Genomic DNA, 23,952 nt, shown 5'->3' on the forward strand with positions numbered 1-23,952 from the left:
GGGATTTCGATTCGCGTCGAGCGCGGCCAAGGTTTCGCTATGAGTCCAGCAACGAACCATATGATCGGCATCGCCAGCATCGAAGCATATCCGTCAATCCCGTAATGCCAAGCCGGATGGATGGCGGCCAGTCTTCAGATGGGGATCATGCCGGCGCAGGAATTTGCGTAGCGGCAACTCGAACCGAATGTACATCCGCCAGGCGAAAAGAACTGATGTGGCTGTGCCGATCACGATGATAAGGTCCGGAGGAACCGGAAAAACGGTCCACACCATCAGAAGCAGCGTTATCGGCAGAGTGTGGATCAGATAGAGCATATAAGAGGCATCACCGAGAACCGTCCAGACGCTCGGCTTCGCGTCGATCTGCATCGTGCCGAAAACGATCATCGCCGCCGGGAGACCGCAGACCAGCACGCGCTGGAAGCCGCCATCGCCCTTGAGGAACTCCAGCGTCCCCCCTCCCGGCGCTATCCCAATGAATCCGGCGGCTATCATCGCCGCGGCGCCGACCGGCAGGCACCACACCGCCAGTTTGAACCTAGGTGCATAGGCGAGAGCAATGCCAAGGCCGAACTCGATGATCAGCGGGTTGCCAAGAAACTGCAGCACCGGACCCGCCGAGCGAAACATCATTGCGAGGCCGAAGACACCGACGAGACCCGACAGCAATCGCCGGTCGATGAGAACGATGGTCGCGGCGGCGTAGAACAGCATTTCGAAGCACAGCGTCCAGGCCGCTGGCAATGCCGGCGCGGTCATTTGATCGGTAGCGGGCCACAGCAAAAGCGTCGCCACAGCGTCCCGCCAGCCGAAGCCGGTTTTGTAGGCGACGATCGCATACGGGATGCTGACCAGTAGGTAGAGCGGAACAATGCGCCGGAACCGTCTCCAAGCGAAAGATTGCCAAGTCAGACCAGGTGCCGTCTTGGCAATAATCACCCCCGATATGACGAAGAAGATGTCTACGCCTGCGAAGCCGACTACCTGAAAATCATGAGATAACAGACCATTCGATCCGGTGACCTTAACGGCAGTCTGGGCTGCATGGACATATACGACCATCAGCGCAGCAACGAAGCGAAGTATTTGCAAAGACCAGATCAAGGACGCCAAGCCTATATCCGTTTGAAACCCTTAGCATTCAATCGCGCAAGCACCGTCCTATCGACTATCACCACCGGAATATTCTGGTCGATGGCGGCTGCCCGCGCTGCCGAGGTTCAGTTCAGCTGATTCAGAATTCCTGAGCTGCTCGCCAACACCAAACTTTCGCAGATCAGGAACGCTATCGTACAGATCGCGGCGACCGAGATTGGCACGCCGAACGGCACAACGCCCTTGCGGTCGAGATGTTGGACGTAGAGGCGAAAGGCGCCTGCGGGCAGCAGAAATGGATTTTTCATGGCCGCTGCAGTGACGAGGGCGAAAACCAGTAGCAGCACGGAAAACACGACGAGGTCGTTGCCGCCGGTCAGGAAAGGGGCGACCGCCATCAGCTTGACGTCGCCAGCACCGATCTTGCGCAAGATCCAGAACGGGAACAACGCAAGAAACAGCACGAGGCCGGCAACCGCGCTCAAGCCCATGTCCCACCAGGATCCGGCCAGGATCGACATGAACTGAAGCGATCCAATTCCGAGGCACAAAAGCAGCAGCACATCACGGTTGGATATTTTCTGCGTGGTGAAGTCGAGCCAGGCAATCCTTGCCAGCAATGGGATGGCAAGCGCCTTCAGCAGCAGCGATGCGGCAAGCAACATCTTATCGCTCGATGTTCTGCACGCTGGACGACAGAAGTTTCAGATTGTTGGCTACTGTCGGATCGTTGGGTGCCAGTTCATAAGCCTTGAGAAAGTTCGAGCGGGCGTCCTGCAGCTTGCCACGCAGCAGATAGGAATAGCCGACATTGTTGTAATATTCAGGCGTCGCGCCGACCAGCTTGGCCGCACGGGCATAGGCCCGGTCGGACAAGTCGAAGCGGTGGATCCGGTCGGTGCAGGCGGCCAATCCCATCCAGGCATTGCCATCATTGGGCGCCAGCTGCGTCGCCTTGAAAAACAGCGCGCCGGCATTGCCGTAGTTTTCGGCGCGGAACTGGTTCTTGGCTTCGGCAACAGCCTGGTCGGAGGCGTAATATTCGACGTCGCTGACCGTCTTCAGCCCGTCGAAAGCATCGCCAAAGGACGTTAGGTCGCCTTTCGACGGCTCGTTGGTGCGGACGACACCATCGGTGGCGTCCGTCTGGCAGCCGGCAAGCAAAACCGTCAACAGGCAGAACGCCGCCGCGATAGCCCTCTTCATACAGAATCCCCCAAGGGTCTCGGACCTCATATTAGAATCAGATCATACACGCAATTAGAAGAAAATGCCCCTCATGCGGATGATCACCGGTAGCATGATAACCATCATAACCACAGGGAAGATACAAAGCCCCAACGGAATCATCATTTTCACCGGCAAAGAATTGGCGCGTTCCTCTGCACTGAGGATTCTTTGCCCACGCATTTCGGCGCTATAAACACGCAAAGCATCGGTAAGGCTTGTGCCCAGTTCTTCCGATTGCCGGAACAGCACGGCCAAAGCCCGCGCCTCGTCAAGTCCGATGCGATCTGAAAGTTCGCGTAGCGCCTCCCGCAATGGCTTGCCGGCGCGCAGTTGCAGGTTCATGATCGACAACTGTATCCCCAGCCACTTGTGCGTGGCGGCCATTTCATGGCTGACGCGTTCGACCGCCGCCTCCAGGCTCATGCCGGCATCGGCGCAGGTGATCATCATATCCATGAAGTCGGGGAAAGCCCGACGATAGATCAGTTTCTGGCTGTTCTCGAAACGGTCGAGCAGAATGGCGGGAAGCACGATGCAGGCGAGGCCGAACAGAGCAGAAGCGGCAAGGGCGATGAAACCTGGCAGGTGCGGCGGCAGAACCCGTGACAGGAGTGCATACATTGCGAGAAAACCGACGCAGACCGCAACCAGGCGGGACAGCGTATAAACCAGCGGCGCGCTTGATTGATAAAAGCCGGCGCGAAACAGTTTCGCTTCCAGGGCGTTTGGTTCATCCCGCTCCTTCTCAACCGACTTGAAGTATGCGTCGACCGGCCGTTGCGCCGCAATCTTGGCAAGTTGGTCTTGTCCAAGCATGGATCGGCGGTCTGTAATTCCTTCCATCAAGCTCTGCGCGACGAGCTTTCGTGTTTGCAGAGCCGGCAAGAAGACAAGCGCACCGAACAGGAAAAGGGACACCGCCGCCACGAAGACGGCAATAGACACCAAGAAGCCCAGGTCCTGAATGTTCGAAAGCAATTTTATCCGTCGCTCCAGTCAAAAATCGAAAGTAACCATCCGGTACATGATGAAGTCGCCAAGCAGCGCCCACAGCCCGAAAATCAGGAACACTGGAAAGATCATCGGGTTACCCCAGATCGTACCGTAGTAGGTCGGGGCAACGAGCTGAAGTATCAAGAACATCGCGATAGGAAACAAAGAGATGATCCATGCAGAGATGCGCCCCTCGGCCGAAAGCGCCCTGATTTTCATTCGCAATTTCTGCCGTTCACGCAGAACCGAAGAAAGATTAGCCAAAATTTCGGTCAAATTGCCGCCCGTCTTGGCCTGGATCGACAACGATACGGACAGCAGTTGAAGGCCCTCGAAGCCGACACGCTGCGAAAGCTTTCGCACGGCTTGCTCGATGCTGAGGCCGAAGGTGATCTCATCGGAGACGATGCCGAACTCGGTGCCGAGCGGATCCGGCATTTCGCGCCCGACCAGACCGATCGCGACCGAAGCGGGGTGCCCGGCGCGCAGGGAACGAACAATCATGTCGAGCGCATCCGGCAACTGTTTGGCAAACTTCAGGATGCGCTTGTTGCGGGCGCGCCGGAGAACGAGAAGCGGCAAGACAAGCCCTACGACCAGAAAGATAATGAGCGACGCCAAGATAGAGAAATTGAGGAGGGTTGCCAGCAGCAACGCCATCGCCAGCCCCGCAAGCAGGAACGTCGCCGCGAACGTCAGCGGATTTCCGGTGATGCCGGACTGGGTGTAGAGCCTGTTCAACCAGACCAGTCCAAAAAGAAAGTCGCCGGAGTCCGTGAGGCCGCGCTCTCGAAGCAACCCCTGTAACGTTTGTTCGGCCGGAACGTCGCCAGCGAGCCGCTTCAGCCGGCGATTGATTGCCATAAACCGGGAGCGGCGTCCGGCAAATGAAAGATAAAGGGCTTCTCCGGCGAGAATGACCGAAGCCGCCGCCAGCATGTAGATGAAGTAAAGCAGAGTTTGACCCGTCGGCATCAGAGGGCAACCTGCGGATTGAAGGCATCCTTGGCAAAATGATGGCCAAGAGTCGCGGCCTCGGGAGCGAAGCGCGGACGGACACCGGTTGCGCGAAAATCTCCGATGACTTTGCCTTCGGCCGTGACCTCACGGCGAACGAAATGATAGATTTCCTGAAGCTGGACGACATTGCCCTCCATGCCGGTCAGTTCCGATATGGAGGTGACACGCCGGCCGCCGTCCGAAAGACGCTGTGTCTGCACGATGATGTCGATGGCGGAAGCGATCTGCGCCCGGATCGAGTCGTGCGTCATCGGCATGCCGGCCATGCCGACCATCTGTTCGAGCCGCGAGATCGCGTCGCGCGGCGTGTTGGCATGAATGGTGGTCATCGAGCCTTCGTGCCCGGTGTTCATCGCCTGCAGCATGTCGAAGGCCTCCTCGCCGCGAACCTCGCCGACGATGATACGATCCGGCCGCATGCGCAACGCATTCTTCAGCAACTCGCGCTGGCGAACTTCGCCCTTCCCCTCGACATTGGGCGGGCGCGTTTCCAGCCGGCCGACATGCGGCTGCTGCAATTGCAGTTCCGCCGCATCCTCGATGGTGATCAGCCGCTCCCTGGACGGGATGTAACTCGACAATGCATTGAGCAAGGTCGTCTTGCCGCTGCCGGTGCCTCCCGAAACCAGGATCGATTTGCGTGCCTGCACGGCGATCCGCAGCAGGTCGATCATCGGCGGGCGGATTGAATTGAATGCCATCAAACGCTCGAGCGAATAGGGATTTTTCGAGAACTTGCGGATCGACACCAGCGGGCCGTCGACCGAGACCGGCCGCACCGCGATGTTGACGCGTGAGCCGTCTTCCAGCCGTGCATCGACCATCGGCGACGATTCATCGACACGCCTGCCGATGGCGGAAACGATTTTGTTTATGACGCGCAACAAATGCGCCTCGTCGCGGAAACGGATCGCCGTCTCCTCGATCACGCCACGCCGCTCAATGAAGACGCGCTTATGGGTGTTGATCATGACGTCGGTAATTGATTCGTCCTTGAGCAGTGGCTCAATCGGCCCGAGACCCAGCATCTCGTCGGCGGTGTCGCTGGTCAGCTGATCGAGCTCGCGTGCATTCAGCGGCACGTTGCGGCCGCGAACGAACTCGCGAACGATCGGACGGATCTCGTTCAGGATTTCATCCTTGGAGGCATTTTCAAGAGCGGTCAGATTGAACCGATCGATAAGGTGGCGATGAAGCTCGACCTTGAGCGTCAGGAAATCGTCGCCATGCGATTCAATATCAGCGGCTGGCGAAAGGGCTAGAGCAACAGGCGGCACCGCCAGCGGCTCGACCTTTGTCACTGCCTGCTGCTCGCCTGGCCCTTTGATGAACCGCCCCAGCATAATTGCTTATACTCCCCTCGGACTCATATTAGGGGAAACTAACTGTTAACCACCAGGGGCACAAGCGCCCGGATGGCTCGCGCACAGCCAATACTTTCTACATAGTTAAGATCAGAAGCCTGAAATAACGGGTTTATTTGATATGGCTGCCCGGTCGCGGTCAGAGCGTCGACCTCGCTTTCCGCATCCGTCTGTTTCTCGGCGCCAAACCGCTCCGGAAGGTCGCTAACCCACTAGATATAAAGGAATATGCGTTATAGCTAATGCTTCCCTAATTTCGCCGCACCCATGGCGAAATTGTGAACGGATGGTTAAGGGCGATTGAAAAATGATAAAAATCAAACCCTTGAGAAGATTTCGATTTGCAATATTCTTGCCGAATCATGTACAGGAAAGTTAAGGAACCCTTAATGTCGTTGACTCTGCATTTTCTCGGGACCTAGGATCGAGATGACGGGGGATGCTTGGGTATGGATTTCATCCTTTGCTCTGTCTCGTCGGGTTCAAACCTCCAAGGGAGAAATTGACATGAACAAGCTCATGACGATGACCCGGCAGTTCCGCGACGATGAAAACGGCGCTGCCATGGTCGAATATTCCATCCTTATCGGCATTATCGCCACTGCATCGATTCTTACCGTCATCGCCATCGGCGGCTGGGTGAGCGGTCGGTTCAGCGACCTCTGCGGTGACCTGCAGGCCGCCAGCACTCTCACCGGCGTCGGCGGGTGCGATGCCGCAACCGGCGTCGGCAGCTGATCAACTACCGATTCAGGCCCGGATCAGATCCGGGCCTGAAATCACTCAGGTCACTCGGCCGTTCTGCTGCCTTTTTCGGGGTTTGGGCTTATGCGCGCCAACACACTTGTCATGATCGTGCTCGCCGGCGTGTTCGGCGTCCTGGCCGTAGTTCTGGTCAATATCTGGCTGGCTGGCCAGCGAAGCGCCATCGCGCAAACGGGGATCGTCCAAGCCAGCACAGTCGTGGTTGCGGCAATACCACTGAAATTCGGCGATACGCTGAGCGCAGACAAATTGCGCGAAGTCGCATGGCCGGCGGGCGCGGTTCCAACCGGCGCCTTCAAGACAACGAAGGAGGCTCTGGCCGGCGAAGGCATCAGGCAGGCGCTGCAGACCATTAGCGCCAACGAACCTGTCCTCGCCAGCAAGATCACTGGGCCAGGCCAGCGTGCCACACTTTCGGCGGTGCTTGGCGAAGGGATGAAGGCCGTTTCCATCCGCGTCAACGACGTGCTCGGCGTCGCCGGCTTCGTTTTCCCGGGCGACCGGGTCGATGTCTTGCTGACACGAACAGTGCGCGGCGACGATGGCGCGGACAAGAGTTTCGTCGATGTGCTGCTGCAGAGCATGAAGGTACTCGCGATCGACCAGGTGGCCGATGTGAGCAAGGAGAGCCCGACAGTTGTGAAGTCGGTAACGCTGGAGGCCAGCACCAAGGATGCTCAAAAGCTGACCCTGGCGGCTGGCGCCGGCCAATTGTCGCTGGCACTTCGGCAAGCCGCGGCCAACAAGGGCGAGACGACCGAACGAATAACACTTTCCGACCTGATCGGCGAAACGCCGGCCGACGTCGCCGCCAGACAGGCGGAGCTCGACAAGAGGGCAGCGGCGGAAGCGGAGGCCGCAGCCGAGCGCAAGCGCGCCGAGGACAAGATAGCCGGGTTGACCCAGGCCGTGGAGCGGGTGGGAAGCCGCCTCGACGAACTGGGTAAGGTGAAGCCCGCTCCGGTGGTGGTGACGTCACCCGCACCACAGCCTGTCGTCAAGGAAGTGGTCAAATATGTGACCCCCACGCCGCCGGCACGGGCAACGGTCGGCGTCTTTCGGGGCGTGAAACTCGAGACATATGACGTGCCGCGACAACCATGATAGAGTGCGGCTAATAAAACGAGGCTGCCATCGGCAGCAATTGGGGAGACGGGGATGCAGGGGTCTAGGTTGAGGGTGGCGGCGGCCGCGTTGTCTTGTCTGGCGGCGCTGTTGCTTTCGGGCTTTGCTGCAGATGCAGCCGACCGCTTCATCGATGTATCGACACCCAGCGTCCATCGGATTTTCCTGCCGATGTCGCAATCGGTAACGGTCCAGGTGAGTGCCAATCTGGGCGATATCGTCGTCGGCGACGAGAAGATCGCCGATGCCCAGCCGATGACCGACCGCACGCTCTATGTCATCGGCAAGGGCGCCGGCACCACGACGGTCAATTTGTTTTCGACGGACAAGCGCTCGCTTGGCGCCCTCCAGATCGAGGTCGGCGTCGACGTCAGCGACATGGCGCAGGCGATCCGGCAGGTGGCACCCAGGTCGCGCATCGAAATCGGCTCGATCAACGGCAAGGTCAGGCTCGGCGGCCATGTCAAGGACGGCGCGACGCTGGAGGCCATCATGCAAGTTGCGCAGCAATATGGTCCTGACGCCATCATCAACTCCGTTACGGTCGATGACAGCCAGCAGGTCAACCTGGAAGTGCGCGTGCTGGAAGCCAAGCGCAACGCCGGCCGCGATCTCGGCGTGTCGATCCGGAGCACAAACGGCAGCGGCACAACCCGGACCGGAACAGGCATTGCCGCCGTCGACGAAGACAATGTGGTGGCCGGAGCGGGTAATATTGTCAGCGGCCTCCTTTCGAACAGCAATCCCTTTGCGGCACTGATCACCCGCGTCATCGACAGCAACATCAAGGTCGATCTGATCATCGAGGCGCTTGAGGCTAAAGGTGTGGTGCGCACGCTAGCCGAACCCAATCTGACCACTCTTTCAGGCGAGACGGCCAGCTTCAATGCCGGCGGCCAGGTCCCGATCCGTAGCGTCACCGCCGATGGCCTGATCCAGATCGAGTACAAGCAGTTCGGCGTCAATCTTCTGTTCACGCCGGTCGTGCTCGCCGACGACAAGATCCATATGAAACTGGCGCCGGAGGTGAGCGACCTGACCGGCTTCACCACTGCGGGCGACCCGATCTTCACCAACCGCAAGCTCGACACCGTCGTCGAGCTGCGCGACGGCCAGAGCTTCGCGGTCGGCGGCCTACTGTCCAGCAAGACCATCAAGCAGCAGAACCAGGTGCCGTGGCTCGGCCAGGTGCCTGTCATCGGGACGCTGTTCCGCAATTCGAGCAACCAGAAGGAAGAGACCGAGCTGGTCGTGATCGTGACGCCACACATCGTGCGGCCGGTGAAGCCCGGCGAGCAGTTGGCGACGCCTTTCGACAAGACACGGCCCGCCAATGATCCGGAATTCTTCGTGCTCGGCCAGCTCGAGGTGAACAAGGACATGATCCGAAAATACGAAACTGGCGATGGTGTCACCGGCCCTTATGGCCACATGCTCGACTTCAAATCGAAGGACAAGATGCTCTATGTCAAGAAATAGCGTCTTGATCCTCATCCTGTGCGCCGGTGCGCTGTCTGGCTGCGCCGCGGACTATCTGAACCATTACGACTCGGTGACCTTGGCCGCCGGCGACACGCAGAAGTTCAATTCGCTGCTGCAGACGGTCGATCCGCTCAATCCGGCCTCCAGGAACACACACATCGAAGGCGACGGCACGCGCGCTGCCGCCGTTGCCCACAGCTACAAATTTCCGCCACCGCCACCACCACCGCCAGCGATCACGGTCAATGTCGGCACACCGACAAACTAAGGCACAGAAGGATGCGGTTTCGACGCGTCAGGTAAAACGAGGGATCCTGGCGCAATGGGAACAGAGAGTACGGTCATGTTGAGGACCATTCGTGCATTTTGGGGCGATGAGCGGGGGATAGCGATGATTCTCGTCGCCATCATGCTGCCGGTGATCATCGGTTTTGCTCTGCTGGTCATCGATATGTCCCGGGCCAACAGCCTGCACAACGACCTTCAGAAGGGCGCCGATGCTTTCGCCTTAGCCGCAGCGGCGGAATTGGACGGACGAGCGGATGCGATTACCCGAGGATACCGGGCCATCGACAATCTCCTGACCAACGGAAGCAGATTTTCGACCTCCGGCACCCATACGCTGGCTCGGCAACCTGATTTAACCGTCACTTTTTTAACCGGAATTCCGGCCAACGACAGCACCGCGCTAAATGCGAACGGGACCGACGCGAACGGCACGAACTGGGCCACGACAGATCCCAAACTGGCGAGTTTTGTCGAGGTAACGGTGAACCCCACCGGCTTCGCCAACATGTTTCCGGCTTCGTTTCTGACCGGGGACAGCGCAAGTAATAGCATGAACATCGGGTCGACGGCTGTCGCCGGCAATGCCGGCGCCACTGTTTGCTCGATGGTGCCGACGTTCATATGCAATCCGTTTCCAGGCCAGGATCTCAACCAGATTGCGAGTTCGGCGAGCCTGTTGAGGAAGAGCCTCAAGCTTGTCGCCGGCGGCAACAATTGGGGACCGGGGAATATCGGCTTCCTTCGGCCAAAGGATGCTCACGGCTATGGCGAGACCGACCTCGCGACTGACGTAGCAATCGGTCAAGTGCCCGAATGCGTGAACACCAGGCTGATCTATACGCAAACCGGCACTTTGAGCAATAAGGTCACGGATGCCTTCAATACCCGCTTCGACAGGTACGGAAACGGCAACGGGTTCCCTTCCAAGAATGACAGCCGGTGGCCGCCGGCACCAAACATACGAAAGGGGTACAAGATGACGGGCCCCTGTGTCGGAACCCTGCAGACGGATACAACGAAATTCCGTGGGCTGACCCAGGACCTGGGCTTCACCGGCCAAATCGGCAACGGGAGCTGGGATTATGACGGCTATGTCAGCGTCAACAAGCTGACAGCGGGACTGGCCGATTTCAAGGATGCAAACGGCAACGCCTACAGCAATGCCAACCCTCCGTCCCGCTATGATCTTTATAAATACGAGATAGACCACAATCTCGTCGGCACTACGTCACTAGGCGGTGAGAAGGGTACGCCGGGCTGCGCGCCGACGACTGGCGGGACCGATCGCCGGCTGTTCCAGGCTGCCATCGTCGATTGCAGCTCCCAGGCCGTCGTAGACCAATTGAAGGGGCAGAGCGGCGCCGTGCCGGCGATGGGTTTCGCAAGCGTCTTTCTGACCGAAGCAGTGGCTAACGGTGAAGTCCGGGCCGAAATCGTCGATATCAACGGTACACTTGGCAGAGGCACACTGGCGAATCGGGTGCGCGACGAAGTGCAGCTTTACAGGTGATGTGATGCTGGCGGCGTTAGGCTCAATTCTGCGCAGGTTCGGTCTCGAGGAGCGAGGCGCGGTGCTCGTCGAGATGACGCTGATCACCCCTTTGATGATCAGCCTTTCGGCTGGCGTTTTCGAGTTTGGCAATCTTCTGCACCAGAAGCTTCTGATCGAAGCTGGCCTCAACGACGGTGCTCGTTACGCAGCACGTTGCAACCAGACATTCAATACAGCGCTGGATTGCGCCACCTACGCCGCCAACATCGCCGCAACTGGAACGTATAATTGCGGTGGCAATTGCAGCATCGCCAGCCGCGTCACAAGTTGGCTACCGAACGCGATTACGGTCAATCTCAATTACCGCGTCATACCAGTGACTACAGATGTCGATGGTTTGCAGAACTACAAAAGCTCATCGTCGAATGTCCGAGTGGTCCAACTCTCGACTTCCTTCACTTATACGGGAACCTCTTTGCTTAATTATCTCGGTCTTGGGCCGATCACCTTTTCTGCTGCCCACGAAGAACGGTACATGGGGTGGTGAGATGCGTCATCTATTCCGTTTCAGAACAGACGAAGCCGGCGCCATGATCGTGGAGTTCGCTATCAGCATGGTCCTGCTGCTGGTGCTCACCCTCGGCTTCGTTGATTTCGGCTACGCATTGTATCAGTGGAATGCCGCGACCAAGGCCGTGGAAATAGGCGCGCGCATGGCTTCCATTTCGACCCCCGTAGCGCCTGAGATCGCCGCGGCCGGCGTCGCGACAACGCCAGGCAACCCCATTCCCGTTGGGAACTACGACTATTTGTGCAACGGCGCTACCAGCACATGTAGTTGCGTCGGCTCGGGATGTGTGGCCGGAACCTTTACTGCGGCGAACTTCAATCGGATCTTTCGCGGAGATGCGGCGGGAGCGGGCATATGTCCGACGCGTGCAGCGAGTGAACGGCCGGGTATGTGCCAATTCTTTTCCAGGCTACAGCCGGCCAATGTGCTCATCCGCTATACCGCGACCGGGCTCGGTTATCAAACCCGTACAAGCGGGTCGGTCCCGACAATAACCGTAAGCCTTCAGAACATGACCTTCCAGTTCTTCTTTCTGGGCGGACTGCTCGGATTCGCAGACATCACCATGCCCTCCATGCTGAGCACGGTCACGGGCGAAGACATGAAGAGCACCGCGCCATGAATGCCATCAACACCAAGGTTACACCGACCAAGCGAAAGCAGGTGGCGCTGTTTTCGTCGGATCCGCAGTTCAAGCTCGATGTGGCGACACGCCTCGATGCGTTGGCGATCTATGATGTCAGGGTTTCCGAGACGGGTGATTTTCTCAAGGGGCCGCCGGCGGACACGCGCCCGAGCATCGTCATCCTCGATCTCGGCAATGGCGAGTTGCTCGGCAGGCCGGGCATTGTCGAGGCGCGCGCGCTGTGGGCTGATGTGCCGCTGATCGCGGTTTCCGACGAGCTGACGTCGGAGCAGACGCGCGTGCTGGTGCGCATGAACGCCTCGGACTGGCTGCACAAGCCGCTTGACGGCAAGGAGCTGCTCAACGCGGTGACCTTCCACGACACCGGCAACCAGGGAACGAAAAGCCGGATCATCACCTTTGTCGGCGCCAGCGGTGGCGCAGGTGCAACGACGCTGGCGCTGTCGGCGGCCGAATTCCTGGCTTCGAAATCGACCGAGCGCGCGGCATCCACCTGTCTGGTCGATCTCGATTTCCAGGCCGCCAATTGCGGCGCCTATCTCAATTTGTTCAACCAGTTCGATCTTGCCGGCATCATCGGCCAGCCGGAACGGCTCGATGTCGAACTGATGGATGTCATCAAGCTTTCGCGCCCGTCCGGCCTCACCCTCTATGCGTTCGAGCGGCCGCAACTGCCCTTCGAGCCGCATGGCAGCGATTTCGTCTTCCGGCTTCTGGACCTCGTCGCCTACCGCTTCGACGACATCGTCATCGACCTGCCCAATCTCGAAACGCCCTGGCACAATTCCGTGCTGTCGACGAGCGACGAGATCTTCATCGTCTTCGAACTCAATGTCGCTTCGCTGCGGCAAGGCAAGCGGCTCTACAAGAAGATCCGCGAGCTGCGCGGCAACGCGGTCAGCATCACGCTGGTCGCCAACAAGCACAAGCGCAAATGGTTCGGGAACCACTTTTCGCGCAGCGAGCTCGAAAAGATATTCAAGGCGCCGCACATCAAGTCGGTGGCGCTGGACAACGCGCTTCTGACCGACGCGCTGAACAGAGCCATCCCGCCATCGGAAGTCGATGGGCGGGCGCGCTTCAACAAGGATCTGAAGCGGATGTTCAAAGAGCGGCTCGATGACGCTGCCCGATAGATATCGGATCGCGAGATATCGGATCGCTGGGCGGCTGGCCGGCACCTGCGTGCTCGGCGCGGCGCTGGCGCTGTCCGTCCAGGACTTCGCCGAAGCGCGATCGGTCGAGCGGCCGCCGCTGCCGGCGATGGGGCCCAGCCTGCGCAAGGCCGTTGCCTTGGCGACCACCGAGCAGCCGGGAACGATCATCATCCGCAAGGACGAGAAGGCGCTTTACCTGGTGACCCGCCAGGGCCAGGCGCTGCGCTACCAGATCAGCGTCGGGCGCGACGGGTTCGGCTGGACGGGCGTCGTCAAGGTGGGGGCGAAGACCAAATGGCCGGAATGGCGCCCGCCACAGGAAATGAGGGCCCGCCAGCCGGAGCTGCCGAAAATGGTGCCAGCCGGCCCCTACAATCCGCTCGGCGCAAGGGCGCTCTATCTGTCCCGGGACGGTCGCGACACGCTCTACCGGATCCACGGCACCAACGATCCGTCGGGGGTTGGCTTCGACGGAACGTCAGGCTGTTTTCGGCTCACCAACACGGATGTGATCGATCTTTTCAAGCGCGTCGCGGTCGGCGCAAAGGTGGTGGTCCAATGACGACGATCAGCGAACCGGACATGCCGGCGATCGACATCGGAAACCATGAGCAGCGCGAACAGGGCGCCATCGAGAGACCCAGCAAGACAAAGACGGTTGGCATTCTCATCGCCAGCGGTGCCTTGCTGATCACCGGGATCAACATGGCGGCCGCGATCTATCTCTATCGCGGCATGAGCGATCTGCGTTTCGTCGAAGCGCGGCTGGAACAACTCGGAGCGTTCGAGCAGCGGATCGCGGCACGGCTCGACACGGTCAACAACGGCTTCCAGAGCCGGTTCGAGAAACTGGACAGCCAACTGCAAGGCAGCTTCAACGAGATCAATGGCAGCATTGCCCGGTTGGCCAAGAATATACCGGTCGCCGGCGGCGAGGCCATGTCGAGTGCGGCGGAACCGTCCGAGATCACCACCAGCACGCTGGCGCAAGCGCCCGAAGCCCTCGACGGCGAGAGCGAACCGAGCGTCATCGAAGCGCCGCGTGCGCCCAGGAAGAGGATCGCACCGGCGGCGCCCCCTGCCCCAAGCTCCAACTACCAGCGCATGGAGCAGCCTGACGGCAAGGTCTATTACCGCAGGATCAACTAGACTGCGGTTTAGAGATCGCGCTGCAGGGCCAGGCTGCGGATGGACCGGGCTTCGGTCCGCGCCCGCGCTTCGCCAAGGAAGGCGATGTGGCAGTATGCACAGGCCGAGACGCCCAGAAGCAGCACCAGGCTGTTCTTCAAGGTGAAATCGACCGTCAGCGAGAATGGAAGACCACTCGGCGACGTGAACGCGGCGATCGTGCTCGCCGTTTCCGGATGACTGCCGACCGCGATCATCAGCCCGGCGAAAATCAGGGCGACGTGGTTGGCGAGGAAGAAGAACGCCGACCTTCTGGTGTGGCACGCTATCCAGCAGACGATCGATGCGGCGGCAAGGATGGCGGCATCGACAGCCATCGAGCTGCCCAGGCAGACATCGACCTGCTGCCAAAGCATCGCCGACAAGGGGCGCAGCTCAAGCCATAGCCACCATGCGGTGGGGCTGGCCGGATAGGCGCCCAGCAGGAAGGTCGCCATGCGCTCCCCAGCCAGGATCGCAAGAATGAGAAACGGGAAGGCAAAAAGCAGAAGCGGCTTGCGTTTCATGTTCCCTCGACAATCTGCAAGCCAGGATAGACTGCATAGATTGCGCAAGGCTTAACGGCTCTATCGAGATGTCGAGCTCCGTAAATCTCAAATCACGGCTTGCGAAAGCCGTTCCGCATGCCATCTCAGATGGTCGTCCATGAAACTGGAAATGAAGAAATACGAGTGGTCGTAGCCGTCCTGCATGCGTAGCGTCAGCGGGATGCCGGCCTTGGCGCAGGCCGCTTCCAGAAGCCAGGGCCTCAGCCCGTCATTCAGAAATCCGTCCGATGTTCCCTGATCGACGAGAAATCCCGGAAAGCGGTGTCCATCCTCGATGAGCGAAGTGGCGTCGTAGCCGCGCCACGAGGCCTCGTCGTTGCCAAGGTATTTTTCGAAGGCCGGCTTCGACCAGCCGGCGGTGGCCGGCTGCACGATCGGCGCAAACGCCGAGCAGCTTTTGAAGCGCTCTGGATTTTTCAGCGCAATCGTCAGCGCGCCGTGGCCGCCCATCGAGTGGCCAAAGATCGCCTGGCGCCTCATGTCGGCCGGAAATTCCTGCGCGATCAGGGCCGGCAGTTCCTCAGTGACATAGGAATACATGCGATAGTTCTTCACGTAGGGCTGCTGCGTCGCATCGACGTAGAAGCCGGCGCCACTGCCGAACTGCCAATTGTCCTTCTCGTCGGGAATGTCGGCGCCACGCGGACTGGTGTCGGGACAAACGACGATCAGGCCAAGCTCCGCGGCCATCCGCCTGTATTCGCCCTTGTCCATCACATTGGCATGGGTGCAGGTGAGGCCGGAGAGGTACCACACTACGGGGCAAGGCGTTTCACGGGCCTGCGGTGGTACAAAAACGGCAAAAGTCATTTCGCAGGCGCAGGCATCCGAAACGTGGGAATAGACGCCCTGCATGCCGCCGTGCGACCTGGCCGCGGAGATGATCTTCATCTGTTCTGACATGTGCTTTTTCTCCGGCAATTTCAAAACGCCAACCATGGTCGCCGTCAATACGGCATCGGTCGGGATCGCGGCAACCCCTGGAGGATGGACCATGATCCGGATTCCGTGGGATGACGCAGGTCTGGTCGACCGGCGGCGCGGGCATTCCCGAATGCCAATCGCGCCGCCGGTCTTACGCCAATGCTGGGGAAGCCGGTATTTTGGGAACACAGAGCTTTCAGCGCGGCGTATGGCTCAAACCGATCAGTAGACCACCACGCTGCGGATACTTTCACCGGCATGCATGAGATCAAACCCCTTGTTGATGTCCTCCAGCTTCAGCGTGTGGGTGATCATCGGGTCGATCTGGATCTTGCCGTCCATGTACCAGTCGACGATCCTCGGCACGTCGGTGCGGCCGCGCGCGCCGCCAAAGGCGGTGCCCATCCAGGTCCGTCCGGTGACCAGCTGGAACGGCCGTGTCGAGATCTCCTGGCCGGCGCCGGCAACGCCGATGACGACCGACTTGCCCCAGCCGCGATGCGAGGCTTCCAGCGCCTGACGCATCACCTTGGTGCTGCCGGTGCAGTCGAATGTGTAGTCGGCACCGCCGATCTGGTCGGCGCCGCGCTTGGTCATGTTGACGAGGTGGGGCACGACATCGCCGTCGATCTCCTTCGGATTGACGAAATGCGTCATGCCGAACTTCTCGCCCCAGGCCTTCTTGTCGTTGTTCAGGTCGACGCCGATGATCATATCGGCGCCGGCAAGTTTTAACCCCTGGATGACGTTCAAGCCGATGCCGCCGAGGCCGAAGACGACGGCGGTCGCGCCGATCTCGACCTTGGCGGTGTTGATCACCGCCCCGATGCCGGTGGTGACGCCGCAGCCGATGTAGCAGATCTTGTCGAAGGGGGCGTCGGGATTGACCTTGGCCACCGCGATCTCGGGCAGCACGGTGAAGTTCGAGAAGGTCGAGCAGCCCATGTAGTGGAAGATCTTGTCCTTGCCGATCGAAAAGCGCGACGAGCCGTCCGGCATCAGGCCTTGGCCCTGCGGGGCGCGGATCGCCGTGCACAGATTGGTTTTGCGTGACAGGCAGGACGGGCACTGGCGGCATTCGGGCGTGTAGAGCGGGATGACGTGGTCGCCCTTCTTGACCGAGGTGACGCCCTTGCCGACATCGACCACCACGCCGGCGCCCTCATGGCCAAGGATGGCCGGGAACAGGCCTTCGGGATCGGCACCCGACAGCGTGAATTCGTCGGTGTGGCAGATGCCGGTCGCCTTGATCTCGACCAGCACCTCGCCCTGGCGCGGACCATCGAGGTCGACCTCCATGATCTCCAGCGGCTTTCCGGCGGCGACAGCAACTGCGGCGCGGGTTTTCATCTTTTCTCTCTCCCAAAACTTGTTCTTGCCGAAGCCATGGCTCCGCTCGTGGTGATCGGTCTAAAGCCTGTTCCATCCCAATGGCATCGGGATGAGGCTCTATTTCAGTGTTTGGGCATGATCTTTTCCGAAAACCGGGTTCCACTTTTCGGGATCATGCTCTAAGCGGCGACCTTGCCGGGACCAGCCGGGAACACGCCCGACATCACCGTGAACCCCTTGATGCGCTTGACCCGGTCGCACCAGCGCCGGATTGCCGGATAGTCCTGACGCGGAATGCCGCCCTCCTCCGACAAGATGATGTAGGGAAAGCAAGCGATGTCGGCGATGGTCGGGCGGCCGGCCGAACAGATCCAGTCGCGGCTCTGCTGTTCGCCGAACCACAGGTGCTCGTCGAGGATACGGAATAGCCGATGCGCGCCGGCGCGGGCGGCATCGATGTCGAAATCGTAAAACAGGCTGTCATGCAGACGCGCCGCAGATGCCGTTCCGGTGATGCCGTCGGCGAAAGCCAGCCACTGGCTGATCTCGCCAAGCAACGCCGGATTGTCCAGGGGATACCAACTCTTCGACGGATCGTATCTGGCTGCGAGATAGACAAGGATCGCCTGCGCGTCGCGCAGCACAAGACCGTCATCCTCGAGCACCGGCAGCTGTCCGAGCGGATTGAGCCTCAGGAACCATTCGGATTTGTGCTCGCGACCGGGGTAGAAGTCGACAGGCACGGTCTTGTAGTCGATGCCGAGGAAACTCATCAGCAGCCGCAATTTGTAGCAATTGCCGGACAGTTCGTAGTCATAAAGCGTGATCATCGGCTGCTCCTAGATGTCCAGCACGAGGCGTGCCGACTTGGCCCGCGAAACGCAGGTCATGATCTTGGTCCCGGCCTGTTTTTCGGCGTCGTTCAGGTAGACATCCTGATGGTCCGGTTCGCCTTCGATCACCGTCGCCACGCAAGTGCCGCAGGCACCCTGTTCGCAGGACGACGGTACATCGATGCCATTCTCGCGCATGACCTGCATGATGGTCTTGCCGGCAGGCACCTTGAGCGTGACGCAGGAGCGCGCCAGGGCCACTTCGAAGCTCGAACTGTCATCAATCTTGTTGGTGTTCTTGAAGTACTCGAAATGAACCGCGCTGTCGGGCCATCCCTGCTCCGCCGCTGTCCTGCGGGCAGCTTCCAGCATCGGACCGGGGCCACAGATATAGACATGCATGCCGTTCCGGTATGCGGAAAGCAGTTCGTGCAGTTTCGCGCCTGTCTGTTCCGGCGTGAGGCCAAGATGCGGCACCAGTGAGCCACCGAGTTGCCGCAGCCGATCGGAAAAGGCGAGATGCTCCTCCCCTTGCGCGAAATAGTGCAATTCGTGCGCCAGATCCTGATTCTTCAGCGCCTGCGCCATCGCCAGCAGCGGCGTGATGCCGATGCCGCCGGCGACGAACAGCGTCCTGATCGCGTCGCGGCGCAGCGGAAAATTGTTGCGCGGCTCGGAGATCGCCAGCACGTCACCTTCACGCACCGTCTCGTGCATGCATTTCGAACCGCCTTTCGAATCCCTCTCCAGCTTGACGCCGATGGTAAAGCTGTCGGTTTCGCCAGGACCGTTGGTGATCGAATATTGCCGGACCTCGCCATTGGGCATGTGGACATCGATATGGGCGCCTGGCTGGAAAGTGGGCAGAAGGCCCTTGATCGGGCGAAGCTCGAAGCCGGCTATGCCGTCGGCGGCCCGCCATTTCCTTGCCACAGAGACGCGCAGCGCCGCCTTGCGGCCATGCGTCGTCAGTTCCGGCATTTCGGCGAGTTCGGCTGATACTTTTTCATAGACAGGCTCGATCGGCGCGGGCGCGGCGGCGCTTGCCGCCTCATGTTCCGCCGCATCGCGCAACTTGCCGAGCCGTTCGTTGTGGTGGCGCAAGGCGGCGATACGCGCGGCTCCCTCGAGGTCCTGATCGAGCACGCCGCGAATGACCGAACGGTTGGAATCGACGGGTTGAACGAAGAAGACGCCTTGCGTCTCCCGGCTGCCGTCACGCGAGCGGAGCGCCACGGCAAAATCCTGCACGGCTTCGACCAGGATCTCGGCGGCGTCGCCCTCGACGGCTCCGCTGGGCTGGAACCGATAGGCTTTCAGCTTTTCCACGACCTTGCCGGCCGGCGCATTGACCGGAATGCCACGCAAGGTAAGCAACTTGCCCTCCAGCAGCCCGGCGACATCGGGAACCTCCCCTTGCGGCTCTTCGGACGACCAGACGAGGCCATAGCGCTCCACCGCCGGAAAGGTGCGGTTGGTGATGGTGCGGGCCGGCGCATCGGCGGGGTGGGCGGGAATATAGGTGCAGCCGGCGGTGCGGTTCGAATAACGCCAGCCATGATACTGGCACTTCAGTTCGCGCCCGTCATTGATGCCGATCGACAGCCTTACGCCGCGATGCAGGCAGCGGTTCTCCCAGATGTTGACGTAACCGTCATCGGCTCGCCAGACGGCGAATTCCCGGCCAAGCAGCTGGCCATGGAAGACGTGGCGGTAAGGCAAATCATGGGCGGCGGCGATCGGATACCACCGGCTTCTGGCTTCTTGCAACATTTCGTCGTCTCCAAAAATAATGTCAGGCCGCAACCGGGATGACGCCGTAGGTCACGCCCTTCTGGCTAAGCCAACGCCTGTAGGCGATGGCCGACTTGTCGGCCCGGATCGGTGTTTCGGCACGAGGGTCCAGCGGCAGGCGTTTCGGCACCTGGTTCTCGAGGATCGGTTTGTCCTGCCCGAAGATCGTCTGCTGGAAGCGCTTGATGATCTTGTCTTCATTGTCTTCGTCGAGCACGCAAAGCAGCATGTGGGCGCGCACATGCTCCTGGTCGACCGGCTGCAGGAAGATGGCAATGACATCGCGCCGGGCTTCGTCGACCGGGCTCGATTTGTAGAGCACCGAGCAATAGGGATGTGGCACGCGGTAGACGTAGTCCACATCCGCGCCACCATCCGAAGCTGTGGAAGCCATCGGCTGAAAGAAGCGGCAACGCGTGGCTAGGATCTCGTCGCGGTCGACGGATATCTCGACATCGTATTCCTTGACTTCGGTATGCGGTTCGACGCCGAGGATGTCGGTATGCACATAGGGAAAGTGGCCCATGTCGAGAAAATTCTCGATGGCGCGCGGCGCTGAGACGTTGACGCCAAACGTTGCCGCGTTGAGCTTGCGGCGGTCCGGCTCTTCATATTCAGGGATCGGAAACAGCTCTGCCGGCGGCGAACCGAGCGAGGTCCAGACATAGCCATAGGCGCTCTTCGTGGGCAATGTTTCACGGATCGAGGCCGGATCGACCCAGGCGCCGGATGGCAGGTCGGGCCGGGATATCCAGACCCCGATGACGCCGCTCGCGCCAATTGCGAAACTGACCTGCTCGCCGAGCAGGGTCGTCTCCACCACACTGTCTGGCGTCGTCTCGGCAATGGCACCGATCGGATGCCAGAGATTGAGAATGACCGGGTCCGAACATTTCGTCTGTATCATTTTCATGTCCCTCGAAGGAGCCAGGCCGGCATCGATCCCATCAGGCCTGGGCCGGAATGGCGCCGTAAGTTATTGCCTGATCCCGCAACCAGCGCCGGTAGGAAACAGAGACGGCATCGGCGCGGATCGGTGTTTCAGCCCGCGGATCCAACGGCAACCGTCGCGGCACCTGGTTTTCCAGGATCGGCTTGTCCTGGGCGAAGATCAGCTGCATGAAGCTGCGCACCGTCGCCGCGTCGATGCCGTCCACAAGGTAGCAAAGGAAGGGATGAGCGACGCAGTTCTCCTCATCGACCGGCTGCACGAACAGGGTGATGACGTCGAGCCGGTCCTTCTTCACAGGATTGCTCTTGTAGAGGGCCACCGTATACGGCCGGATCACCTTATAGATGTAGTCGACGACAAAGCCTTCCTTGGCGGTCGGCGAGGCCAGCGGTTGATAGAATTTGCATTCGGTCGCCAGCACCTCGTCCTTGTCGGTGATCTCGACCCTGTAGGGCACCACTTCGGTGTGCGGCTCGTCACCCAGCAGGCCTGTATGCACGAAGGGGAAGTGCCCCATGTCGAGAAAATTCTCGACGGCGCGCAGACCCGACACCTTGACCGCGATCGAGCCGCCGCTGACCAGATGCCGGTCCGCCTCGTTCGATTCCGGAATGTAAATGATGTCCCGCCAAGGCCTGCCAAGACATGCCCAGACGAAGCCGTAGCGCTCGGCCGAATTGACCTGTTCGCCGGTGTCCTGGCGGACGATCTCCTTGTTGTAGCGTCCCTTGCAGGTGATCGAGAGAGCGACCCCCAAAAGCCGTGTGTTGAACGGTGCACCAGCGGACAGCATCGAGCAATCCGCAACAATATGCCAGTCGTTCAAGAGAACCCCGTCGCTGCAAGGGCTGGTCATCGCAATCGTCCTCCCTGGCCGGCTCTTCACATCGAACCCGGCTTGGTCAGCGCCACCATTGCAAACACAAGATTGGATATCAATCAATGCATTTTTTGTAGCCAATGAATGTTTTTTGGTTGACAGACTGAAAGGATTGCATCCCATATATGGCACACCGCAACCTGGGATATGGGGCGCTGGAATGACGCCGATCATCGGCAGTGACATTGCGAAAGACGCGTGGAAACCCACGTGGAGCACCGTCTCGTGAGCGGCCGTTCCCAGTCAATCGCCGACACGCTGACGCGCGCCATCATTGATCATCGTCTCGTCCCCGGCTGCAAGCTCGGTGAACGCGAACTTGCTGAAATATTCGACGTCAGCCGCATCGTCGTCCGCCAGGCTTTGATACGCCTCGCCGATGACGGACTGGCCCAGATCGAGCGCAATCGTGGTGCCTTCGTCGCCAAGCCGAGCATGCAGGAGGCGATGGAAATCTACGACGCCCTGACGCTTGTCGAACAGGGCGTGGCAGCCCAGCTCAGCGACCGGCTGGGACCGGCCGGCTGGGCCGAACTGCGCCATCATGTCGAACGGCAACGCCAGGCCGTAGCCGCCGGCAACGATGCCCTGGCCGACGTACTCGGCCAGGAGTTCCACACCGTGTTCGTGCGCCTCAGCCGCAACAAGGTGATGCAGGAAATCCATGCGCAGCTTGTCCGCCGCACGACGTTGCTGCGCTCCCTCATCACCGCCGATTTCGACTATTGCAATCTGCTCGACGACCACTCGCGGGTCGTTGACCTGCTGGAAAAAGGTCGCTTGAAGCAGGCCATGGATCTCATCGACACACACCACCGCACGGTGGTGCGCGGCTACATCATGAACCGTGAGGTGTTTCCGGAAATGACACCGGCCGAGGCCCTTGCCCCCTATCTCGACGGCACGGCCGATGCGGCGACAACAGCGGTTCCGCTCAGAAGGATGGCGAAGTCGCCCGGGAATGGCGACGCCGCAACGCATCTCGGAGCCGCAGCGCATCTCCATGTTCATCTTCCAAAAACAGATCCGGCATCCACAAGCCGGGCATCAACCAAAAAAACCAACAGAGGGTTACCATCATGAACGACGTAACAAGACGGGATTTCCTGAAATACGGCAGCGCGCTGGGCGCAGCACTTGGCGCAGGAGGCCTAAGCACGATCGCACAAGCGCAGGAGGTGCTGAAAATCGGCGCCGTCTATGTCTCGCCGGTGGCTGAAATCGGCTGGACCAAGCAGCACAGCCTCGGTGTCGAAGCCATCAAGGCCGCATTCGGCGACAAGGTCGAGCTGACCGTCATCGACAACATCTTCATGCCGCAGGACGCCGAGCGCATTTTTCGCGAACTGGCGAGCGCCGGCAACAAGCTGATTTTCGGCACCAGCTTTTCACACGGAACGCCCATGCAGAAAGTGGCGCCGCGGTTCCCCAAAATGGCATTCGAACATTGCTCCGGCATCGTCCACCTTGCCAATCTCGGCACCTTCGAAGCCAAATATTACGAGGGTACTTTCGTCGCCGGCGCTGCCGGCGGCTACATGTCGAAATCAGGCAAGATCGGCTTCATCGGCGGCTTCCCGATCCCCGACATCGTCGGGCCGGCCAATGCGCTGCTGCTCGGTGCGCAAAGCGTCAACCCGAACGCCACCTGCAACACCATCTTCCTCAACTCCTGGTTTGATCCGGGCAAGGAAAAGGAGGCCGCCAAAACACTGCTTTCACAAGGCTGCGACGTCATCTGCTCGATGACGGACACGGCCACCGGTGTCCAGGTCGCCGGCGAAGGCGGCGCCTGGTCGATCGGCTATGCCAGCGACATGGCGAAATTCGGCTCCGGCAAGCAATTGACGGCATTCGTGCTCGACTGGACCAGCGACTATGTTGGCGCCGCCAAGGCCGTTGCCGCGGGCACCTGGAAGCCGGAAGTGCGTTGGGACGGACTGGCGGCAGGCGTCGTGAAAATGGCGCCCTACAATGACGGTATTCCGGCCGACACCAAGGCCAAGCTACAACAGCTCGAGGCCGATATCGGCAGCGGCAAGGTTCATCCCTACGGCGGCGAGCTGAAAGACCAGGACGGCAATGTCAAGGTCGCCGCCGGTTCGGTTCTGGCCGACGACGACATTCGCGGCATGAACTGGTTCGTGAAGGGGATGATCGGCAAGCTGAGCTGATCGTCGCTCAAAAAGCCAACCGACGCCGAAGCTGGAATGCTTCGGCGTCTGCCAGCTTGCGCCTAGTCCAACCCCGCTCCACGCCACGGCAGGACC

The 23,952-nt window shown here is 60.1% G+C and carries 25 protein-coding genes; 12 read left to right on the forward strand and 13 right to left on the reverse strand.

Going from position 1 to position 23,952, the window contains the following annotated elements:
* Positions 1 to 93: 93 nt before the first annotated feature.
* From NKI38_RS01780 to NKI38_RS01805, 6 genes are all read right to left on the reverse strand, one after another.
* On the reverse strand, positions 94 to 1,116 hold the full coding sequence (locus NKI38_RS01780; RefSeq protein WP_352654295.1) for an acyltransferase family protein: 1,023 nt from the start codon (positions 1,114 to 1,116) through the stop codon (positions 94 to 96).
* Between the two features lie 107 nt (positions 1,117 to 1,223).
* Positions 1,224 to 1,763 (reverse strand): prepilin peptidase, encoded by a 540-nt coding sequence (locus tag NKI38_RS01785; protein WP_352654297.1) that lies wholly within the window; start codon positions 1,761 to 1,763, stop codon positions 1,224 to 1,226.
* A gap of 1 nt (position 1,764) precedes the next feature.
* Entirely contained in the window at positions 1,765 to 2,304 is a 540-nt protein-coding gene (locus tag NKI38_RS01790) for a tetratricopeptide repeat protein (RefSeq protein WP_352654299.1), read from the reverse strand.
* Positions 2,305 to 2,358: 54 nt separating this feature from the next.
* On the reverse strand, positions 2,359 to 3,306 hold the full coding sequence (locus tag NKI38_RS01795; RefSeq protein ID WP_352654301.1) for a type II secretion system F family protein: 948 nt from the start codon (positions 3,304 to 3,306) through the stop codon (positions 2,359 to 2,361).
* Positions 3,307 to 3,324: 18 nt separating this feature from the next.
* Entirely contained in the window at positions 3,325 to 4,296 is a 972-nt protein-coding gene (locus tag NKI38_RS01800; RefSeq protein ID WP_352654302.1) for a type II secretion system F family protein, read from the reverse strand.
* Complete coding sequence (locus NKI38_RS01805) at positions 4,296 to 5,684, reverse strand: TadA family conjugal transfer-associated ATPase (RefSeq protein ID WP_352654304.1); 1,389 nt, start codon at positions 5,682 to 5,684, stop codon at positions 4,296 to 4,298. Before NKI38_RS01805 ends, NKI38_RS01800 begins: the two co-directional genes overlap by 1 nt.
* 528 nt (positions 5,685 to 6,212) lie before the next feature.
* Between NKI38_RS01805 and NKI38_RS01810 the strand changes: the two genes are divergently transcribed.
* The 10 genes from NKI38_RS01810 (at position 6,213) to NKI38_RS01855 (ending at position 14,380) form a co-directional block, all read left to right on the forward strand.
* Positions 6,213 to 6,443, forward strand: coding sequence for a Flp family type IVb pilin (locus tag NKI38_RS01810; protein ID WP_352654306.1), 231 nt, complete (start codon positions 6,213 to 6,215; stop codon positions 6,441 to 6,443).
* A gap of 90 nt (positions 6,444 to 6,533) precedes the next feature.
* Positions 6,534 to 7,574 carry a Flp pilus assembly protein CpaB gene (gene cpaB / locus NKI38_RS01815; protein ID WP_352654308.1) on the forward strand — a complete coding sequence of 347 codons (1,041 nt, stop codon included), beginning with the start codon at positions 6,534 to 6,536 and terminating at the stop codon, positions 7,572 to 7,574.
* 54 nt (positions 7,575 to 7,628) lie between these two features.
* Complete coding sequence (locus NKI38_RS01820; RefSeq protein ID WP_352654310.1) at positions 7,629 to 9,074, forward strand: type II and III secretion system protein family protein; 1,446 nt, start codon at positions 7,629 to 7,631, stop codon at positions 9,072 to 9,074.
* Entirely contained in the window at positions 9,061 to 9,345 is a 285-nt protein-coding gene (locus tag NKI38_RS01825) for a hypothetical protein (protein ID WP_352654312.1), read from the forward strand. The genes NKI38_RS01820 and NKI38_RS01825 overlap by 14 nt, the downstream gene beginning before the upstream one ends.
* A gap of 123 nt (positions 9,346 to 9,468) precedes the next feature.
* A complete protein-coding gene (locus NKI38_RS01830; protein ID WP_352654314.1) occupies positions 9,469 to 10,875 on the forward strand; it encodes a pilus assembly protein TadG-related protein in 1,407 nt (468 codons plus the stop codon).
* A gap of 4 nt (positions 10,876 to 10,879) precedes the next feature.
* A complete protein-coding gene (locus NKI38_RS01835; protein ID WP_352654316.1) occupies positions 10,880 to 11,404 on the forward strand; it encodes a TadE/TadG family type IV pilus assembly protein in 525 nt (174 codons plus the stop codon).
* Positions 11,405 to 11,447: 43 nt separating this feature from the next.
* Positions 11,448 to 12,050: a TadE/TadG family type IV pilus assembly protein gene (locus NKI38_RS01840; protein ID WP_352654318.1), complete on the forward strand. Its 603-nt coding sequence runs from the start codon at positions 11,448 to 11,450 to the stop codon at positions 12,048 to 12,050.
* On the forward strand, positions 12,047 to 13,210 hold the full coding sequence (locus NKI38_RS01845) for a CpaE/TadZ family protein (protein ID WP_352654320.1): 1,164 nt from the start codon (positions 12,047 to 12,049) through the stop codon (positions 13,208 to 13,210). The genes NKI38_RS01840 and NKI38_RS01845 overlap by 4 nt, the downstream gene beginning before the upstream one ends.
* A complete protein-coding gene (locus NKI38_RS01850; RefSeq protein WP_352654322.1) occupies positions 13,194 to 13,793 on the forward strand; it encodes a L,D-transpeptidase in 600 nt (199 codons plus the stop codon). Before NKI38_RS01845 ends, NKI38_RS01850 begins: the two co-directional genes overlap by 17 nt.
* Complete coding sequence (locus tag NKI38_RS01855) at positions 13,790 to 14,380, forward strand: hypothetical protein (RefSeq protein ID WP_352654324.1); 591 nt, start codon at positions 13,790 to 13,792, stop codon at positions 14,378 to 14,380. The genes NKI38_RS01850 and NKI38_RS01855 overlap by 4 nt, the downstream gene beginning before the upstream one ends.
* 8 nt (positions 14,381 to 14,388) lie before the next feature.
* Here the strand turns inward: NKI38_RS01855 and NKI38_RS01860 are convergent, their stop codons facing one another.
* The 7 genes from NKI38_RS01860 to NKI38_RS01890 all read right to left on the reverse strand — a co-directional run bounded on the left by NKI38_RS01860 (position 14,389) and on the right by NKI38_RS01890 (position 21,658).
* A complete protein-coding gene (locus NKI38_RS01860) occupies positions 14,389 to 14,925 on the reverse strand; it encodes a hypothetical protein (RefSeq protein ID WP_352654326.1) in 537 nt (178 codons plus the stop codon).
* An 87-nt stretch (positions 14,926 to 15,012) separates the two neighbouring features.
* Positions 15,013 to 15,870: an S-formylglutathione hydrolase gene (gene fghA, locus NKI38_RS01865; RefSeq protein WP_352654328.1), complete on the reverse strand. Its 858-nt coding sequence runs from the start codon at positions 15,868 to 15,870 to the stop codon at positions 15,013 to 15,015.
* A 243-nt stretch (positions 15,871 to 16,113) separates the two neighbouring features.
* A complete protein-coding gene (locus NKI38_RS01870; protein ID WP_352654330.1) occupies positions 16,114 to 17,241 on the reverse strand; it encodes an S-(hydroxymethyl)glutathione dehydrogenase/class III alcohol dehydrogenase in 1,128 nt (375 codons plus the stop codon).
* A gap of 161 nt (positions 17,242 to 17,402) precedes the next feature.
* Positions 17,403 to 18,053: a glutathione S-transferase family protein gene (locus tag NKI38_RS01875; RefSeq protein ID WP_352654331.1), complete on the reverse strand. Its 651-nt coding sequence runs from the start codon at positions 18,051 to 18,053 to the stop codon at positions 17,403 to 17,405.
* A 9-nt stretch (positions 18,054 to 18,062) separates the two neighbouring features.
* Entirely contained in the window at positions 18,063 to 19,829 is a 1,767-nt protein-coding gene (locus NKI38_RS01880) for a Rieske 2Fe-2S domain-containing protein (RefSeq protein ID WP_352654333.1), read from the reverse strand.
* A gap of 22 nt (positions 19,830 to 19,851) precedes the next feature.
* A complete protein-coding gene (locus NKI38_RS01885) occupies positions 19,852 to 20,757 on the reverse strand; it encodes an aromatic ring-hydroxylating dioxygenase subunit alpha (RefSeq protein ID WP_352654335.1) in 906 nt (301 codons plus the stop codon).
* 40 nt (positions 20,758 to 20,797) lie between these two features.
* Positions 20,798 to 21,658, reverse strand: coding sequence for an aromatic ring-hydroxylating dioxygenase subunit alpha (locus NKI38_RS01890; RefSeq protein ID WP_352654336.1), 861 nt, complete (start codon positions 21,656 to 21,658; stop codon positions 20,798 to 20,800).
* 249 nt (positions 21,659 to 21,907) lie between these two features.
* Between NKI38_RS01890 and NKI38_RS01895 the strand changes: the two genes are divergently transcribed.
* Both NKI38_RS01895 and NKI38_RS01900 read left to right on the forward strand, forming a co-directional pair.
* Positions 21,908 to 22,765 (forward strand): GntR family transcriptional regulator, encoded by an 858-nt coding sequence (locus NKI38_RS01895; protein WP_352654338.1) that lies wholly within the window; start codon positions 21,908 to 21,910, stop codon positions 22,763 to 22,765.
* Positions 22,762 to 23,856 carry a BMP family ABC transporter substrate-binding protein gene (locus NKI38_RS01900; RefSeq protein WP_352654340.1) on the forward strand — a complete coding sequence of 365 codons (1,095 nt, stop codon included), beginning with the start codon at positions 22,762 to 22,764 and terminating at the stop codon, positions 23,854 to 23,856. Before NKI38_RS01895 ends, NKI38_RS01900 begins: the two co-directional genes overlap by 4 nt.
* The last annotated feature ends 96 nt before the right edge of the window (positions 23,857 to 23,952 follow it).

The sequence above is a fragment of the Mesorhizobium sp. M0621 genome, from assembly GCF_040320745.1.
Taxonomy (GTDB): domain Bacteria; phylum Pseudomonadota; class Alphaproteobacteria; order Rhizobiales; family Rhizobiaceae; genus Mesorhizobium.